12 protein-coding genes are annotated in these 20357 nt (G+C 32.3%); 9 read left to right on the top strand and 3 right to left on the bottom strand.

Annotation, left to right across the window (positions count from 1 at the left end):
* The first annotated feature begins 3 nt into the window (after positions 1-3).
* Positions 4-336, top strand: a complete 333-nt coding sequence (locus tag BW731_RS02750; RefSeq protein ID WP_079345511.1) for a PadR family transcriptional regulator — start codon at positions 4-6, stop codon at positions 334-336.
* Positions 323-1873 carry a DUF4097 family beta strand repeat-containing protein gene (locus BW731_RS02745; RefSeq protein WP_079345509.1) on the top strand — a complete coding sequence of 517 codons (1551 nt, stop codon included), beginning with the start codon at positions 323-325 and terminating at the stop codon, positions 1871-1873. The genes BW731_RS02750 and BW731_RS02745 overlap by 14 nt, the downstream gene beginning before the upstream one ends.
* 19 nt (positions 1874-1892) lie before the next feature.
* Here the strand turns inward: BW731_RS02745 and BW731_RS02740 are convergent, their stop codons facing one another.
* Together BW731_RS02740 and BW731_RS02735 are read right to left on the bottom strand one after the other, a co-directional pair.
* Entirely contained in the window at positions 1893-2273 is a 381-nt protein-coding gene (locus BW731_RS02740) for a hypothetical protein (RefSeq protein WP_079345507.1), read from the bottom strand.
* Between the two features lie 12 nt (positions 2274-2285).
* Positions 2286-2951: a DNA/RNA non-specific endonuclease gene (locus BW731_RS02735; RefSeq protein ID WP_079345505.1), complete on the bottom strand. Its 666-nt coding sequence runs from the start codon at positions 2949-2951 to the stop codon at positions 2286-2288.
* 143 nt (positions 2952-3094) lie between these two features.
* Here BW731_RS02735 and BW731_RS02730 point away from each other — a divergent pair, with 143 nt between their 5' ends.
* The 7 genes from BW731_RS02730 to BW731_RS02700 all read left to right on the top strand — a co-directional run bounded on the left by BW731_RS02730 (position 3095) and on the right by BW731_RS02700 (position 19312).
* The gene (locus BW731_RS02730; protein ID WP_079345504.1) at positions 3095-3796 is read left to right on the top strand and encodes an ABC transporter ATP-binding protein; all 702 of its coding nucleotides are present in this window, start codon (positions 3095-3097) and stop codon (positions 3794-3796) included.
* Between the two features lie 14 nt (positions 3797-3810).
* The gene (locus BW731_RS02725; RefSeq protein ID WP_079345502.1) at positions 3811-6561 is read left to right on the top strand and encodes an ABC transporter permease; all 2751 of its coding nucleotides are present in this window, start codon (positions 3811-3813) and stop codon (positions 6559-6561) included.
* A 142-nt stretch (positions 6562-6703) separates the two neighbouring features.
* Positions 6704-7222 carry a hypothetical protein gene (locus BW731_RS02720; RefSeq protein ID WP_079345500.1) on the top strand — a complete coding sequence of 173 codons (519 nt, stop codon included), beginning with the start codon at positions 6704-6706 and terminating at the stop codon, positions 7220-7222.
* A gap of 29 nt (positions 7223-7251) precedes the next feature.
* Positions 7252-8673, top strand: a complete 1422-nt coding sequence (locus tag BW731_RS02715; protein ID WP_143592793.1) for a flotillin family protein — start codon at positions 7252-7254, stop codon at positions 8671-8673.
* A 433-nt stretch (positions 8674-9106) separates the two neighbouring features.
* Positions 9107-16906: a SpaA isopeptide-forming pilin-related protein gene (locus BW731_RS02710; protein WP_079345496.1), complete on the top strand. Its 7800-nt coding sequence runs from the start codon at positions 9107-9109 to the stop codon at positions 16904-16906.
* A gap of 248 nt (positions 16907-17154) precedes the next feature.
* Positions 17155-18732: a peptide chain release factor 3 gene (locus BW731_RS02705; RefSeq protein ID WP_079345494.1), complete on the top strand. Its 1578-nt coding sequence runs from the start codon at positions 17155-17157 to the stop codon at positions 18730-18732.
* Between the two features lie 286 nt (positions 18733-19018).
* The gene (locus BW731_RS02700) at positions 19019-19312 is read left to right on the top strand and encodes a hypothetical protein (protein ID WP_079345492.1); all 294 of its coding nucleotides are present in this window, start codon (positions 19019-19021) and stop codon (positions 19310-19312) included.
* Between the two features lie 371 nt (positions 19313-19683).
* On the opposite strand, the gene BW731_RS02695 is transcribed toward BW731_RS02700, so the two are convergent.
* Positions 19684-20049 (bottom strand): ACT domain-containing protein, encoded by a 366-nt coding sequence (locus BW731_RS02695; protein ID WP_079345490.1) that lies wholly within the window; start codon positions 20047-20049, stop codon positions 19684-19686.
* Positions 20050-20357: the final 308 nt, after the last annotated feature.

Raw genomic sequence — 20357 nt, 5'->3', positions numbered from 1 at the left:
ATTATGAAAATTTCGAATCAATTTAAAAAAGGGGTATTGGAACTGTGTGTGTTATACCTACTAAAGAATAAAGATAGATACGGGTATGAATTAACACAAAAGATGAATGAGCATATAGCTATTACAGAGGGAGCATTATATCCTATTTTAAGACGCTTAGTAAAAGAGGAATATTGTTCGACTTATTTGAAAGAGTCTAGCAGTGGTCCAGCTAGAAAGTATTATTCGCTAACAGACAAAGGAAGGCAACATTTGGAAGAATTATTTTCTGAATGGAACCTGTTTGTCGAAAGTGTACAATCATTATGTCAGGAGGAAGATAATGGAGAAGATTGAAAATTTTTTTGATGAGATGAAAAACCTTTTTCTTGAGAAAGACATGGATGAATTTGAAGAACTAAAAGAAGATATGTTAGAACATATACAGGTTAAGCTAGAACAAGGCGAACCAGTCGAGGTTATTTTGACAAAACTTGGAACGCCTAAAACAATTGTTGACGCGTTTTATGAAGATAAACGATTAAATAAAGCAATGCAATATGAAACAGACATTATTGGGATTGAAGAAGTACAAGCCGTTGCATTACAAGGGAAAAAAGATAAACTATATAAACAGGTATCCCGATTGAAACGTGTGGGTTTCGTTGCATTAAAAGTGATATTTGTATTATTAATTGTCTTTAGTTTCGTGTGTTTCATTTGGAATTTAATAAAGTATGATCATTTTAGCATCCTCATTGCTCTTATATTTGGTAATTCTCTTTTTGGTTTAGGTTTGTTAAGAGATATAAACCATAAATCAACGAAACGCATGTCTTTTTTTACTCTTATTTTCGTAATTATATCGTTTTTTATAATATATAGCATCCACTATAAATTATTCTTTTATAAGGGAGAAGTGGTTGATGAAAGTATTCAACTAAATCAAAACTCATTAGAATCGCTGACATTAACAGGTGATTTTCCGATTAATTTAACGATTGAGCAAACAAGCAGTACATATCCTAGTATAAAGCTAAAAGGGAGAATGACCAAAGATAGTAAAGAAGACTTAAAAGAATTGATAGACAATAAAGAGATGATGATTGATTTAGGACAAAAAACACCGATGTCTTTATTTACTGCAATGGGTGAATTAGATGTATCGTTAAGTATTCCAAAATCAACGGAAAAAAATCTAGTGCTGGATTTTGAGGATGCGGATATTCAGGCTAGAGATATTTTTGCTAGACATTTTGATATAGCGGTTAAAACAGGTGATATTGTGTTAGAAGATATTGATAGTCAACATCTCAGAGTGGTAAGTGAAAAAGCGGATTTATTAGTTAATAATTTTGATACACCAATTGAAGTGAATAACGAAAAAGGAAAAAGTATTATTAAAAATGGTGTAGGTAACATGACAGTCAAAACGCAAACAGGGTTTACTAACTTACTCAACATTAATGGTGATAAAGCCAATGTCGTAAATAATAGTGGAAAACTAATTATGACAGATACCTCACTGGATGAAGTTGATATCACAAGTGATAATAATACTTTAGTGGTTGAAAATCAAATTGGCCATACACGACTGAATATTAAAAATGGAAAAATTATTTTAAGAGAAAATGAGGGGACGTTGGATGTAGTCAATGGTCAAGGGCCAGTTATTATAACCCAACATATGCCCATAAAAGGAAGCATAAAGAGTGAATCAGGATTAGTAAAATGGGTTCAATATGCGGATGAAGATAATAAAGCTCCAGGCTTTTTAGTTAAATCTGGTAATAAAAATGTTCGTAATGATTTCAAAAATAGTGCAGATATTGATAAAGGAAAGCCATTTGAAATAGAAACAGATACTGGTGAAATAGACATTATAAAAAAATAGACTAGAAGGAATGTTCCTTTTAGTCTATTTTTGCTATAATGTTTGAATTTAGCGTTCCTTGCTCTACAGATGAAAAAAACGCCGCTATTGTTAAATCAAAATTTTCACTATCAGATTTAAAACAAGAATATGGGATAACTAAAGTTTTGCTATCTGTTGCTAAAACATAGTCATTATCAATCGTTTGAGCAATAAATGTATACTCTTGTAATTCTTCTTGTGTCCAAATACCATCATCTGCTAAAAATTCAAGCGTTTGATAAAATTGCTGCTTTATCTTTTCGGATGAAAAAATAAAGTAGTCAGTTAAATCTTGCAGGTGTTTTGTAATAACTATCTCTAAAAAATAGTTAGGTGAATGATTAGTTATTTGACTAGCGATTTCGTGAAAGGTAATCATTTGAATACTCCTTTACTGTTTGTTTTCTATTGTGACATAAAAATCAATCGTTGACTGTTTACTTAGTCCTTTTCCTTCGATATCAATGGCAACAGGCATATCTTCATTACCATTATATACAGGTTTAACTCGGTAGCGAATTGTTTCACCCTCATCCGCTGCTTTTCTCACCATATTTTCGTACTTTGTCATAAAAGGTGTGTTTACAGGATTTTGATATAGAGTCACTAAGTTTTCTAATTTGTCCCCCGTTCCACCTAGTTGTCTCCCAATTAAATGACCGCGTGAATGATTATGTGGTTCTAAACCTGAAATAAAACCAGGTGGGCGAATACTTTGGTTGGCAGATGTTCCAGTATTAATCATGTTTGGTTTGATTAATGCATTCGCTGTTGTTGGTCTACCAAGTTTATCTAATTTTCCATATTCAATCCACCCTTTTGAACTATCTCTCAATTCATTAGCAGTGAAACGAGATTTTCCGTGTTCAATTGGACCTGGATTATCTTTCTTTATTGTTTCGCTTGTTTTTGGTGATGATTCCTTGTTATCAAATGGTAAAAAATCAAGGAGTGCATCAGGTGATTTTACTCCTGCTATAACCAATATAATACAGACGGCTAACCCAATAATATATTGAATTGGTGATGATTTTTTTTGCTTATTTTTCGTAGACATACAATACCCCTTATTTTATAATCGACTGTTATTATACGATACTCTCAGTAAAAGAACAAGCGTTCTCAAACGTCAAATGTTATCGATGTTTAAATAAACTATCTTTTGTTATAATGATTCATGAGATAAGAAGGAGTGATTTTATGAGTTATGTCGAGTTAAAAAATGTGTATAAACGCTATAAAATGGGAGATAATGTGATTGTTGCAAATAATGACATTAATATTTCAGTTGAAAAAGGTGAATTTGTCGTAATTTTAGGACCTAGTGGGGCTGGTAAATCAACCGTTTTAAATATATTAGGTGGTATGGATAGTTGTGATGAAGGGCATGTCATAATAGATGGAACAAATATTGCAGCATTTACTTCAAAAGAACTGACAAAATATCGTCGGTTAGATGTTGGTTTTGTTTTTCAGTTTTATAATTTAGTACCAAATCTGACAGCTAAGGAAAATGTTGAGTTGGCTTCACAAGTATCACCAAAGGCATTAAATGTGGATAGTGTGCTGGATATGGTTCAACTGGGGCATCGAAAAAATAATTTTCCAGCCCAACTATCTGGAGGTGAACAGCAACGTGTGGCGATTGCTAGGGCGTTAGCTAAAAATCCAAAATTATTATTATGTGACGAGCCAACAGGGGCACTTGACTTTGAGACAGGGAAACATGTTTTAGCAATTTTAGAAGAAACATGTCGAAAATATGGAACAACAGTGATTGTGATTACCCATAATTCTGAAATTTCAAAAATGGCTGACAGAGTGATTCGTATCAATGATGCACAAGTGAGAAGTGTGGAGAAAAATGAACATCCAGTAAAAGCTAGTGAATTAGAATGGTAGGGGGGTTCAAGTAAATGAAAAAGAAAAAAGCATTATGGACGTCCACCTTTCGAGAAATTTATCAATCAAAAGCAAGATTTATTTCGATACTACTGATCATCATGTTAGGTGTTGGGTTTTATGCTGGGATAAAAGCAACAGGCCCCGATATGTTACATACAGCTGATACTTACTATAAAGACAACAAATTGATGGATACGAAACTTGTTTCAACAACAGGTTTAGAAGATAAAGACATCGATTTAATCAAAGGGGATAGTAAGGTTAACATAGTTGAACCGTCTTATAGTTTAGATGTTTTAACTGAAGAGAATAATCATGTATTAAAACTAATGTCCTACTCTTCAGATAAAAATGAGTTGAATTTACCTGTTTTAGTAGAAGGTAAGTTACCTGAAAAAGAAGATGAAATTGCACTAGATACACAGGTTTTAGACAATCAAATTTACAAAATTGGTGACATAATTTCGATTCAAAAAGATGATTCAGATAGTGTATCAAGAGATAAATTTAAAATTGTGGGATTCATCAAGAGCCCAATTTATATAGATAACGTTTCGAGAGGATATACGACAGTAGGTAAAGGGACCGTTGATTACTTTGGCTATATCAAAGAAGACGTGTTTAACCTTCCTGTTTATACAGAAGCGTATATTCAATATAAAGATACAGCTAAATTAGAAAGTTATAGTAAAGCATATGATTTAGCATACGATAAAGACATTAAAAGTTTGAAGCAAACTTTAAAAAATCGTCCATCTGAACAATTAGACGAGATGAAAAAAGAAGCAAATGAAAAACTAGATGATGCTAAAGCTAAAATAGCAGATGGTGAAAAGCAATTATCTGATGGTCAAACACGACTCTCTGAAAAAGAAAAAGAATTAAATAAAAATAAACAATTGCTAGAATCAGCAAAACAACAAGGAATGCCAGTTGATGCTGTTCAAGAACAAACACTACAAGAGGTAAGCAAAACGTTAGAAGCAGAAAAGAAAAAAATAGAAGAAGAACAGCAAAAAATCAAAGAGTCTAAAGAAGAACTCGCAACAAGTCAAAAAAAAGTGGAGAATTTAAAAGAACCGACATATCATTATTTTTCAAGAGATGATAATCCCTCTTATTCTGAGTTTCAAGATAATGCAGATCGGATTTCTTCTATTGCGACAGTGTTTCCTGTATTCTTTTTCATGATTGCAGCTCTTATCTCGCTAACTACGATGACTCGCATGGTTGACGAAAAACGTGGTGAGATAGGAACACTAAAAGCATTAGGATATACTAATTTTGAAATTGCTTTAAAGTATATTGTGTATTCTACAACAGCCAGTATTGTGGGTAGTTTAGTCGGATTGTTAATAGGATATAATTTGTTTCCGTCTGTTATCTTTGATGCATACGGTAGTATGTATAATTTACCATCAGTGATAATTACGTATTATGTTGGTTATACCATTCAGTCAGTTATAGTGGCATTATTATGTACATTATTAGCATCATTGTTTGTACTTAGAGTTGATTTATTAAGTACTCCTGCTTTACTTATGAGACCTAAAGCACCAAAACCAGGTAAACGAATTTTGTTGGAGCGATTTTCTTGGTTGTGGGATAGGTTTAGCTTTAACCAAAAAGTAACAGCCAGAAATTTATTCCGTTATAAACAACGAATGTTGATGACCGTTTTAGGTATAGCCGGTTGTACGGCAATGATTTTGACTGGATTTGGATTGAAAGACTCAATCGGTGATATTGTACCACTCCAATTTGATAAAATTTGGCATTATGATGCGACAGTTACATTTAATGACGATAGTACAACTGCACAAAAAAAAGAGTATGAAAAAATCAAAGAAGACGATAAAAATATTACGTTAAGTCTTGATTTATCTCAGAATAATATGACGGTTGTTAAAAAAGGATACACAAATCGTGAAGTAACGGTTGATGTACCAAAACAAGAAAAACAACTAGCTGATTTTATTACATTTAAAGATCGCAAGAGTGATAAAAAGTATTCATTAAATGATGATGGCGTCATTATCAATGAAAAATTAGCTAACTTTTTTGATGTAAAATCTGGTGATGACCTTACCATTCGAGATACCGATAATAAAGATGTCACAGTCAAGGTTGAAGCAGTTGTTGAAAATTATGTCATGAATTTTGCTTATATGACACCAAGTTATTATGAAAAAATATTTGGTGAAAAACCAGATTATAATGTTGAACTACTTAAGTTTGATAAATCATTAAGTGAGGCAAAAGAAAATGAGTTAGCAGATAGATTAATAAAAAGTCATTATGCTAGCAATGTATCATTTACAAGTCAAATAGGAAAAGCAATGGATGATACCATGTCTAGTTTAAATATCGTGGTGTGGGTATTAATTATATCTGCGGCATTACTTGCTTTTGTTGTTCTGTATAATTTAACAAATATCAATATTTCAGAACGAATTCGTGAGTTATCTACTATTAAAGTGTTAGGTTTTTATGATAGAGAAGTAACGATGTATGTTTACCGAGAAAACAACATCTTAACAGTACTAGGTATCTTAGTTGGATTTGTACTTGGCGTATTACTACATGGTTATGTATTAAAAACAGCAGAGATTGATATGATGATGTTCCCAACTACAATTCATCCAATCAGCTATGTGTTATCAGCCTTATTAACGATTCTGTTTTCATTTATTGTGATGCTAATTATGCATCGTAAATTGAAACATGTTGATATGATTGAAGCATTGAAATCAACAGAATAATAAAAAAAGACAAAAGGGTCTATCTCTTTTGTCTTTTTTCTACGATTTTCGAATATCGGTTGGAAAATGTACGATTTTTCTGTTGTTTTAATCAAAAGATTGGTAAACTAATATTAATAAGGTGGGAAGGAGCGTGAGAGGGATGTTTGGGATACAATCAATTGAGCAGGTATACTTTTATATGTTAATCATTTGTACGATCCTATCAGTTGTCTTGTTTTTAATAGGAGATATTTTCCAATTTGACGGACCGATTGATCCAATCTTAATTGTACCTTGGATTGCATTTACGTCACTTTTTGGCTATATTGGGGAGACGTTAACAACCTTGGGTAGTGGTTGGGTATTTGCTACTGCTGTTTTGCTATCATCAGTTATTGTGTTTTTATTAAATTTTTATATATTAATTCCTTTAAAGAATTCAGAATCAACGATTTCAGTATCGGAGAAAACGCTTGAAGGAAGAGTTGCAACTGTGGTAACACCAATACCTATTAAAGGCATGGGAGAAATCACAATAAGTAATGTAACAGGGATAATGAGTCGTCCTGCAACCTTTTATACAGATCAAGAAACACAAATAAATAAGGGTGAGGAAGTACTCATTATAGAAGTAAGAGAAAGAGTTTGTTATGTCGTACCGTATGTAGAAAATTTTTAAAACAAAAAGGAGAAATGTAAATGAATTTAATGTTTGTAGCCATTGGGTTAGTTGCGTTTATTTTAGTGATGTTGTTGATTGTGTTTGTTTCAAAATATCAAACAGCTAAACCAGATGAGGCATTGATTATTAGTGGGAGCTATTTAGGAAATAAAAATGTCCATGCTGACAATGAAGGAAATCGTGTCAAAATTGTACGTGGTGGTGGAGCATTTGTTTTACCAGTTTTCCAAAGAAGCAATCGTTTAAGTCTTTTATCAAGTAAATTAGATGTCTCAACACCAGATGTTTATACTGAACAAGGTGTACCAGTTATGGCAGATGGAACATCTATTATTAAAATTGGCTCATCAGTTGAAGAAATCGCAACTGCAGCGGAACAATTTTTAGGAAAAACACGTGAAGAATTAGAAAATGAAGCACGTGAAGTGTTAGAAGGACATTTACGTTCTATTTTAGGTTCAATGACAGTGGAAGAGATTTATCAAAACCGAGATAAGTTCTCTCAAAGTGTGCAAGAAGTAGCCAGTGTAGACTTAGCTAAAATGGGACTTGTGATTGTATCATTTACTATTAAAGAAGTACGTGATAAAAATGGTTACCTAGATTCATTAGGAAAACCTCGTATTGCTCAAGTAAAACGTGATGCTGAAATTGCCGAAGCTGAAGCAAGTAAAGAAACACGTATTAAAAAAGCTCAAGCAGAAAAAGAATCACAAGAAGCAGAGTTACAACGTCAGACAGAAATCGCTGAAGCGACTAAAGAAAAAGAATTAAAATTAGCAGCCTATAAACAAGAGCAAGATATTGCAAAAGCCAAAGCGGACCAAGCTTATAACTTAGAAAGTGCCAAAGCACAACAACACGTTATCGAGCAAGAGATGGAAGTTAAAGTCATTGAACGTCAAAAACAAATTGAATTAGAAGAAAAAGAAATTCAACGTCGTGAACGACAATACGACTCAGAAGTGAAGAAAAAAGCTGACGCTGATCGTTACGCTAAAGAACAAGAAGCCTTAGCAGAAAAAGCAACTGAAGTAGCTGAAGCTGAAGCACAACAATTTAAAGTAGAGGCAATGGCTAAAGCAAATGCCACTCAACTTAGAATGGAAGGTCAAGCTGAAGCGGATGCTATCTTAGCGATTGGTGAGGCCGAAGCCAAAGCGAAAGAACAAATCGCTGAAGCATTCAAACAGTACGGGGAAGCTGCTGTTATGAGTATGATTATTGAAATCTTACCTGAATTAGTGAAACAAGCAGCACAACCATTAGGAAATATTGAGAAAATTTCTGTTGTGGATACTGGTCAAGGTGGAGAAAATAGTGGGGCCAACCGTGTTACAAATTATGCAACCAATCTTTTAGCTTCTACTCAAGAAACACTAAAAGAAACAACAGGATTAAATGTTAAAGAGATGTTAGAGTCATTTGTAGCAACAAAAAGTGAATAGATTATGAAAACTCCCTTGGGTATTTTTCCTAAGGGTTTTTTTTGAACATTCGAATTAATAATAATACATATATTTTTTTATGGAAGCAAACTTTATGCTTAAAAACGTTCGTTAATGTACCTTTAAAACGTGTTTTTATAATGGTTATTAGATGAGAAAAGAAAAAGTTAGTTTAATTAGTTACATAATATTGTATAAAACTTTTTTGTATATAAAAGACTATTATATTTAATAATAAAACACATGATAACGAATACATTATTTTGTTTAGTTATTAATGTTATCATCAACCTCTTAGTTAAAACTATTTGTGAAAAAAATATTTTGATTTAGGTCTTTTTTTACCTATAAATGAGAAGTTATTGGTCTAGATAGGATCAAATATATCCCTATAATTAGATTTACTAAGAAAAGTTATAGGGGAGAGGGAAGCATGAAAAAAATTAAAGAAAAACAATTTGGTTTTTGGATGACGTTAATATTACTCATTCCATATTTTATTCAACCAGTTGTGGCTGTAGCGGAAGGTGTTGATAAAACAGTAAAGGAAACATCAACTAATCTGGTTGATTTTACTTTTCAATCAGCGTCCGATAAGCCAAGTTTATCGTCACTGAAAATAAACATTGATAAAGAATCAACAGAATCAGAAGAGTTATTAATTAAAAGTTCTGAACCACTAAAAAAAGTATCAGTTATAGAAGAACAAAAAGAAGTAACCACTCAAATAGTAGATAGTGGGTTTAATTTGACTTTATCTGGGCAAACAACCAGTTTGATGGATTTTCAATTAGAACCAGTAAATGAGAATGTTGAGAGTTGGACCATTACCCTACCTGATGGTGCAACAAAAGAGATACATCAAGAAATAGAAAAAAATAATACGTCAGCGGGTAATCTTAACGACGTCAAAGAAGAAACAACTGACTTAGGTAAAACGATTAACCAAGCTAAAAAAACACGAGAATTAAGAGAACCAGGTAATATCGAGTCTTTAATTAACGAATTAAATCATGGAAAATCATTAGTTGAAAGCGTATCTATTACATTAGATGATAAACAACCATTACCAAGTGAAGGTATCAGAGCAGACCAACCATTGAGACTTGCCATTAAATGGGCAATTCCTGAAGAAGTCGCACAAGAAATGGTTGCAGGTGATTATTATGAATTTTATTTACCAGAACAACTTCAAGTAACACCAAGAAGTGGCGAGTTAAAAGGCCAAGAGGGTATTGTATTTGGTAACTATACATTAACATCGGATGGAAAAGTTCGGTTTGATTTTAATGATGAGATTTCACAACATGGATTTATTGAAGGAGAATTTATTCATAATCAACAACTAAAAGAAATAACAAAACCTGGTAAGGTAGAAATTCGTTTACCTCATCAAGAATCCTTACCACCAATTGAAGTGATGGTAAAATCAAATATTGATAGTGTGATTGAAAAAAGTGGTCGTCCTGATAAAACATGGGGAGCCAACTTTATTAATTGGGATATTGACATCAATAAATCAATGTCATCTTTAGTTAAACCAGAAGTACAAGATATCTTACCAAAAGGATTAACAAAAGAATCAATCCAAATTGTTCCTTTAGATGTCGATATAGATGGAAATGTGCTAGGTGAAAAAGAGTTAACTTTAACTGAAAATGTCGACTATAAAGTTGAAGGTGATAAAGTCATCTTCTTGAAGGATATAAATGAAGCATACCGAATCAAGTTAAAAACAAAAATCAGTTTAGAAAAGAAAAAAGAAGAAAATGGACGACCAGAGTTTACCAACAAAGCAACCTTAATATTTGATGGAAAAACAAAAGAAGCTGAAGCAACTGTTTCTGCTGATTATCATGAAAACTTAACAAAAACAGGCCCTAAAGAAGTGGGTGATGGTGGTCAACTTTATAGTTGGGGTGTACGGGCAAATTATTTAGAAAATAAATTAGCGAAAGGAACAACAATTAAAGATAGATTTAAAATTTCGAAAGATGCAGGATATGGTATGTCTGTTGTCTCAGACAGTATCGAAGTGCATAAAGTAACATTTGATGAAGATGGAAATGAATCTCTAGGTGACGTATTAGATAAAAGTTTTTACACAGTTGTCGATAAAGGCTCTGAAGGATTTGATATTGAATTAACCTCAGAAATAGATTACGCACTCTATATTAGTTATCAAACAAAAGTGACTGGTTATGTATCAGGAGCAGAGGAACTAGCTAATGATGTATCAATCGATGATTATACAGCGAGTAGTGGTGGTTCTGTTTCCAATCAAAATTTAAGTAAATGGTCTACAGGTGTTAATTATGAAGACAAAACATTAGATTGGCAGTTAGATGTTAACCGTGCAAAATACACAATGAAAAATTACGTTTTAACAGACGAACTTTCACCAGGTCAGACATTAATTGAAGATTCTGTTGAAATAAGAGAAGTTGGTGGAACAGACCCTGTTGTCAATAAAGATTATAAAATTGAGGTAAACGGACAAGAGTTCAAAATTATCTTTTTAGGACAATTAGCCGAAAAAACAGATAAGTATTACCAAATTTACTACAAAACAGCATTTGATTTGTCTAAAGTCGATAAAGGCCATCAAAAAGAAGATGATAATATTTTTTGGAATGAGTCATCTCATGAGTGGACTGACGAAAGTGGGAAGAAACAACAAGCAGACACTGGTGAAATACATGCTGATTTGCAAGATAATTTTAAATTTAATGGTTCTAAACATGTGACATATAATATGAAAGAAAAGTCATATGATTGGATGATTGATGTTAACTTAAATCGCCACATGTTAGTTAATTCGACGATTGAAGATGTGATTGAAGGTCAACACGAGTTGATTGATGATAGTCTAAAAATCTATGAGTTAAAAGTTTATTCGAATAGTACAACAGCAAAAGAAATTGATGTTACATCAAGTGTTGATCACAAAATAATTTCAGAAGGTAAAAACAAACGAATTCAAATTAATTTACCTAAAGACAGCACAAAAGCATATCGAGTAGAATATCAAACAACACATAAAGGGTTATTGGTAACTAAAGGTGGTGTCAAAAACAAAGCTGTTTTTGAAAATGATAAAATAAAACATGAATTATCAGCAAGTATCAAACCGCCATTTGCAGGTAAAACAATTGAAAAAACAGGTGAAGTGAATCCAGAAAATGGGAACGAGATATTATGGGATGCCACAATTAATCCATCTCAATCACATTTAGAAAATGTTGTCATTACAGACAAACCTTCTTCAAATCAAATATTGGATAAAAAATCAATAAAACTTTACTCTACCACTGTTTCAAATCCTTATAATGATGGAACAATTGATAAGGATAAAGAACTGGTACAAGGAAAAGATTTTGATGTTGACATTAAAACCAATGACGTAACGGGAGAACAAATTCTAACGGTTAAACTCATTGGTGAATTAGCAACTATTGATACATCATATATTTTACGTTACGCCACATCATTAAATAATACAACAGATGCATCACAAGTATATGTGTTCAATAATATTAAATTAACAGCTGATCATGTAGAAAATATGGAAACTGAAACCAAAAGTCATGTATTGGTAACAGATAATGATGCAACAGCAACTGGTAAAGCTGGAAAAATCCGTATTACCAAGCATTCATCATTTGATGATAAACCATTAGAAGGTGCGCATTTTGAATTATGGAAAACAAATGCTAAACGTGAGAAAAAACAATTACTACGTTCAGGTGTGACAAATAAAGACGGTCAATGGGATTTTGGTAATATCCGACCAGGAAAATATCTGTTAGTTGAAACAAAAGCACCGGAACATTTCTTGATTAGTCCAGAATTAAAAGCAGGTAAACTGATTGATGTGACACCTCAAGCTAATAAAACAGACATACAAGAAATCAAAGAAGTCAATGATCCAAATGAAGTGGTTGTCACAAAAGTATCTAAAGATGGCAGGCCATTATCAGGAGCAACATTTAATTTACTTGATGAATCAAAACAATTGGCTATTAACCAAGCACCTCTTGTATCTGATGAAGATGGACAAATTCGTTTAAGCGAGTTAAAAGAAGGTACATATTACTTAAAAGAGTTATCAGCTCCATCAGGATATATTAGAAATGATGAATTATTACCAATTCATATTACCTCAGATAAAAGTGATGCTTTAACATTTACTAATTATCAAGGTAGTGTGTCATTTGATAAAGTTGATGGTCAAACAACACAACCATTGTCAGGTGCAACATTTGATATTTTATCATTAGATAATCCAGCATTATCTATAAAAGGTGTGACTGGAGACGATAATGGGCATTTTAATGTGAGTGGTTTAGCTCCAGGGAAATATCAATTAGTCGAAACAAATGCACCGACTGGATATGTGCTAAATACTAAAAATGTGTCATTTGACATTCCAGAGCACGCATCAACTGAACCAGAAACAATAAGCTTAGGACAAGTGAAAAATGTTAAAGGATCAGCTAAGTTTAAAAAAGTATCAGAAGATGGTCATGCATTAAAAGGTGCAACTTTTAGAATTAAAACTAAAGGCACTCAAGATGTTGTGATAGATGAATTGACAGGTAATGACCAAGGTGAATTTGAGATAGAAGGTATTGCTCCTGGTGAGTATGTGTTAGAAGAAACGCAAGCACCAACAGGCTATATCAGAAATACAGAAGAAACACCATTCTCGATTGATAATAAGGGCAATGGAGAAATCAGCATAACCGATATTGGAAGTATCGTGAATTACAAAGGTAAAATAACATTTGACAAAGTAACGGAAACTGGCGAAAAATTAGTTGGAGCCAAATTCCAAGTAGTAAATAAAGAAACAAAAGAAGTTATCATAAAAGATGTTGAATCAGATGATAAAGGCCATTATGTTGTAGAAGGATTAGCTCCAGGAGATTATGAATTAGAAGAAACGCAAGCGCCTGAAAACTATATCCGAAACAAAGATGTTATCGCCTTTACTATTCCTACAGAAACAAATGGAAAACCAAAAGAAACTCATGTATCAGATGTTGTGAACTATCAAGGGGACGTTCATTTCAAAAAAGTTGATGAGACAAATCAACCACTAAATCACGCCGAATTCAAATTAAGTGATAAAAACACAGGAAAAGTCATTAAACAAGATATTAAAGAAGTAGCACCAGGTGAATTTACAATTAGTGGATTAGCACCAGGTGAGTATGTGTTAGAAGAAACAAAAGCACCAGAAAATTATATTTTAAATACAGAACCTTATGAATTTACGATTCAAAAAGACGAGTCTGGTAAACCTGCTGTAACTAAAATTGATGATATCGTAAATTATCAAGGTAGTGTCTCATTTAAGAAAACAACCGATCAAGGTGAGTTATTAGGTGGTGCGGTATTCTCATTAAGAGATGCTGAAACAAAACATGTTGTAGTAGATTCTATTAAAGAAACAACTAAAGGTGAATTTACGTTAACTCACTTAGCCCCAGGAAATTATGAGTTAATTGAAACCCAAGCACCTGAAGGCTATGTGTTAAATACTAAGCCAATGACGTTTAGCATTGATGGTAAACAAAAAGGTCAACCAAAACAATTAGAATTAGATAATATTGTAAACTATCAAGGTAGTGTGTCATTTTCTAAAGTAGATGACAAAGGTAACGCACTTTCTGGCGCTACATTTAAATTGTTTAATAAAGATTCAGGTGAAGTTGTCAATAGTGAGATTACTGAGGCAAGTAAAGGACAATTTACTATTACTGATTTAGCACCAGGTCATTACTCATTAGAAGAAGTGACAGCTCCAACTGGATTTATTAAAAATACTCAGCGTATTGATTTTACAATAGACAATCAATTAGAAGGTAAACCAAGTGTTGTTACACTAGACGCGTTTACTAATTATCAAGGTAGTTTATTAATTAAGAAAACGAGCGAAGAAGGAACATTACTTTCAAATGCTGTCTTTGAGTTAAGTCGTATTATTGATGGCAAACCACAAGTTGTGGCGACAGATTTAACAACAGATTTATTAGGACAAGTATCTGTAACTGGACTAGCTCCAGGTGAATATGTTGTGAAAGAAATTAAAGCACCAGCTGGATATAAATTAAATACACAAGAGTTTACTGTCACTATTGAAAGTAGTTATTTAGGTATGCCAGAACAGTCTGTCATATCAGTTACTGATTATCAAGGTAGTATTCAAATAACTAAAACGGATAAAGAAGCACATTTATTATCAGGTGCAGTATTTGCCATAAGAGATGTTCTTTCTAATCAAATCGTGAAAAATAATCTAACAACAGATAGTACAGGTAAAGTCATGACTGGACAATTAATGCCAGGTCATTATGAATTAGTTGAAACCAAAGCACCAACAGGATTTGTGAGAAATGAAACAGTGTTACCTTTTGATGTGTCATTTGAAGATAATGGACAACCAAAAGCATTAGAATTAACGATGATTAACTACAAAGGAAGTATGTTACTTGAAAAAGTAAATGCCTCTAATGAACCATTAACTGGTGCTGTATTTAATTTACTTGATGGAGCGACAAAAGAAGTTTTAAGAGAAAATCTTTCAGTAGATGAAAAAGGACAACTTTTAATTGAAGAATTAGCACCAGGTCGTTATGAATTAGAAGAAACACAGGCACCAACAGGTTACATGATCAATAAAGAAAATGTAGAGTTTACTATTTCTGATAAATCATTTGATCAACCAGAAACTATAAAAGAAACATTTGTAAATTATAAAACTCAAGCAGAATTTAAAAAGACAGATGTAGATGGTCAACCTTTAAAAGATGCGATATTTGATTTATATGATAAAGCAACTGGATCAAAAATTAAGGAAAATCTTGTGTCAGATCAAACTGGTAAAATAGCTTTAGATAACTTATCACCAGGTGACTATGAATTAGTTGAAACCAAAGCGCCGACAGGTTACATCTTAAATACTGAGAAAATCTCATTTAAAGTAGAAGATAGCAAAAAAGGTCAACCAGAAGCTCTAACATTAAAAGATGTCGTGAACTATCAAGGGACTGTTGAATTTACTAAAGTGGATGAAGCAGGTAAAGGCTTAGAAGGCGCAATCTTTGAAGTATTGGATAAAGATGGCAAAACAATTCAAGAAAACATTACAGGTGATAAAGACGGTAAATTTGTAGTCGAACACTTATCACCAGGTGACTATGAATTAGTTGAAACCAAAGCGCCGACAGGTTATATCTTAAATACTGAGAAAATCTCATTTAAAGTAGAAGATAGCAAAAAAGGTCAACCAGAAGTTCTAACATTAAAAGATGTCGTGAACTATCAAGAAACTGTTGAATTTACTAAAGTGGATGAAGCAGGTAAAGGTTTAGAAGGCGCAATCTTTGAAGTATTGGATAAAGATGGCAAAACAATTCAAGAAAACATTACAGGTGATAAAGACGGTAAATTTGTAGTTGAAAATCTATCACCAGGCGACTATGAATTAGTTGAAACCAAAGCGCCGACAGGTTATATCTTAAATACTGAGAAAATCTCATTTAAAGTAGAAGATAGCGAACAAGGTCAACCAAAAGTTCTAGTATTAAAAGATGTCGTGAACTATCAAGGAACTGTTGAATTTACTAAAGTGGATGAAACAGGAAAAGGTTTAGAAGGCGCAGTATTTGAAGTATTGGATAAAGATGGCAAAACAGTTCAAGAAAACATTACAGGTGATAAAGACGGTAAATTTGTAGTTGAAAATCTATCACCAGGCGACTATGAATTAGTTGAAACCAAAGCGCCGACAGGTTATGAAAAATTAATAACAGCTATTAAATTTACAGTGAGTGGAAAAGAAAATGGACAAGTAAAATCGGTCCAATTGGAAAATATTGTAAATAAAAAAATTGTACCTAAACCAGATACAACAGAATCAAGTACGACAGAATCAAGTACGACAGAATCAAGTACGACAGAATCAAGTACAACAGAATCAAGTACGATAGAATCAAGTACAACAGAATCAAGTACGAGCGAACCAAGCACAAGTGAGTCAACTGCTAATCATACATCAACTATGAGTGAAAGTAATCATTCTAATAGTTCTAGCACTAACAAAAAAACAAATGCTACACATTTACCAAAAGCAGGTGAAGATATGGTGAAACATTGGGTTATTTCTATTATTGGTCTCATGTTAATCGCGAGTATGATAGTCTCTTATAAAAATCGACAAAAATAGGTAGACTAGAGGCTGACCCCAAAGTCTTAAAATAGAAAAATCCCATGAAATCAGTTTATTAAAACACTGACTTCATGGGATTTTTGTTGCGTTAGTTTAGTAATTTTCATAAAAAAGTTACTTTGGAGTCAGCCTCTTTTAAAATTTTATGAAATAAAATCTATTAATTGAGATTTTATGTTATACTAGAGCGTGAATTTCTACTAACTAAGTAATAACTACATAGAAAAACTAAGAGGAGTCTATATATGGGATTTGATCAACAAAAAGAAGTCGATAGAAGAAGAACATTTGCTATTATTTCGCATCCGGATGCTGGTAAAACAACAATTACGGAACAGTTACTATTGTTTGGTGGCGCAATTAGAAATGCCGGAACTGTAAAAGGAAAAAAATCTGGAAACTATGCTAAATCAGACTGGATGGATATTGAAAAACAACGTGGGATTTCGGTAACCAGTTCTGTGATGCAATTTGATTTTCAAGGCAAACGCGTGAATATTTTAGATACACCAGGACATGAGGATTTCTCGGAAGATACCTATCGTACATTGATGGCAGTTGACAGTGCAGTCATGGTCATTGATAGTGCTAAAGGGATTGAAGCACAAACAAAAAAACTTTTCCAAGTATGTCGTATGCGTGGTATTCCTATTTTTACATTCATTAATAAACTAGATAGAGATGGTCGTGAGCCACTTGATTTACTAGAAGAATTAGAAGAAGTGTTAGAAATTGATTCTTATCCAATGAACTGGCCAATTGGTATGGGAAAAGGATTTGAAGGATTATATGATATTTACAATAATCGTATAGAAATTCATCGTCCTGATCGTTTTGATGGGGAAAGATTCTTACCACTTAATGAGGATAGAGAATTAGAAATAGACCATCCATTAAAAGAGCAATCAATTTTTTCTCAAGTAATGGAAGAAGTCGAGTTATTACTTGAAGCTGGAAATGAATTTTCAGAAGAAAAAATTGCTAAAGGTGAATTAACACCAGTATTCTTTGGTTCTGCTTTGACAAACTTTGGTGTGGAAACATTTTTAGAAACGTTTTTACAATTTGCACCAAAACCAAGTGAGCATGAAACAAAAGATGGTGGCGAAGTGAGTCCTTATGACAAGGACTTTTCTGGATTTGTCTTTAAAATTCAAGCAAATATGAATCCAGCTCATAGGGATAGAATTGCATTTGTTCGGATTTGTTCAGGGAGCTTTGAAAAAGGCATGGAAGTTAAGTTAGCTCGTGAATCGAAAAAAATTAAGTTAAATAACTCAACCCAGTTTATGGCTGATTCTCGTGAAATCGTAGAAGAAGCAGTGGCTGGTGATATTATCGGGCTATATGATACAGGAACCTATCAAATTGGGGACACTTTATTCACTGGTAAAAATAAGATTGAATTTGAAGATTTACCACAATTTACGCCAGAGTTATTTATGAAAGTTACGGCGAAAAATGTGATGAAACAAAAATCATTCCACAAAGGACTTTATCAACTAGTACAAGAAGGAGCTATTCAATTATATAAAACTTATTTAACTGAGGATTATATTATTGGAGCTGTTGGACAGTTGCAGTTTGAGGTATTCAAACATCGTATGTTGAATGAGTACAATACTGAGTTAATCATGGAACCAATGGGAACAAAAATTGCTCGTTGGATTGACCCATCTCAGTTAGATGAAAAAATGAGTTCAAGTCGAAATATCTTAGCAAGAGATCGATTTGATCAACCATTATTCTTATTTGAAAATCAATTTGCGATGCGTTGGTTTGCAGATAAGTATCCAGAAGTTGAATTGAAGACGTTGTTGTGAAAATCGTTAATATAATAATGTTTTTAGCATGTTTAAAATAAAATCTAATTAAAAATTTAAGCACTTCGCGTTGGTTCTATAAATCTCTTTTCTACCAAATTTACTGGATTAGGAAAGAGGTTTTTTATTTTGGAATTGTGTTTTGACATCGTAGTTAAAGAATTTTTAATCTGAAAATCAATTAGCAATCTAAATGAGCCAGATAGTTTAGCCAAGTTAATTTGACAAATGACGTAATAATAAATGTGTTAGAATTAAAATTATTTCTTTGTAAGGGAGGGATTTTATGTCTAACTATGTATTATTATTTTTAGGAGTTATTTATATGTGTTCAAAGTCTTTTGAATTCGAAAAAATAACTCGTCTAGAGTTTGTTATTTTGCCAATTTATTCATTAATTATGTTTTTTATTACAATGAATTGGTCGATTTTTAATTTGTTTTTGTTGATGACATTATTAGTTTTATCTATTTTTATTGGTAAATATCAAAGCTCAAGAGTAGAATTTGAGAAAATTGGAGCTTACGATGATTATCAGCGACCTGTTATTTTGATAAAAAAAACAAACCTTATATCATAGGCTGGGTAATAATATTTATTATAAGTATTGTAGTTGATATTCTTGTTGAGGATAGTTTTAACTCAATTAATATCTTGGATAAGTTAGGTGAAGAAGTTAGTCATGATATATTAATCTTTACAAGATTTGGCTCAAATACGTCATGGTATATTTGGTTAATGTCATCTATTACCAATATAACTTTTATAAATACATTGAGGAGAAAAGAGCCGATTATTAGTGAGGCTGTAAGGGACAAAGATAAGAATAAGAAAGATAACTAAGTGTCATTTGAACGTTTATATGAAATAATTTAAAGCCCCTCAGAAATAATTATAAGGGGCTTGTTCTACATATAAGGATGATGTTCTATGTAAACAGCGATTAAATAACTATACTAATTGATAGTTATTTTTTTCTAATAATTTAATCGCTTCATCAAACTGATTTGTTTTAACTAAGATATAATCAGTGTTATAAGTTGATATGGCAAAAATGCTAATGTTAGCATCTGCTAAAAGAGAAGATATTTGAGCTAATATTCCAATCAAACTAAAATCTAATACTCCTTCAATTTTAAATCCATTCCAGCTATCTTCACGAGATATAACGTTTGTAGGCATTCTTTCTGTAGGCAGTACAACAGACAATTCATCTTCTGTTATTCCTAAAAACAATGGTGTTACCGATAAATCAATATCAGAAATACTTTTTACTTGTATAACAGACAGTGACATAGATAATTTTTTTATTTTCATACACAGTTCCCCATTCTATTTTATAGGTATTATAACATATGAGGAAATTAGTAAACTTTAAAAGGTGGATTTTGTATGAAAAAGCTATTATTTTCTTATCACTATTAAGTCTCAATTTAGTGTTATTCGGATGTATTTCTAATAATAAACAAACTGTCGATAGCACAACATCAACTAGCTTATCTTCTTCTAAAATTAAGAAAGAAAAACTGTTTAAAGACGATATAATTGGTAAATAGACTTCCACAGAAGAAAATTTATAAGAATAATGATACTGGACAATTAAAGCTTGATATTATAGTCCCTAC

The organism is Vagococcus martis (assembly GCF_002026305.1).
Taxonomy (GTDB): domain Bacteria; phylum Bacillota; class Bacilli; order Lactobacillales; family Vagococcaceae; genus Vagococcus; species Vagococcus martis.
This window is presented reverse-complemented; position numbering and strand designations above follow the sequence as displayed.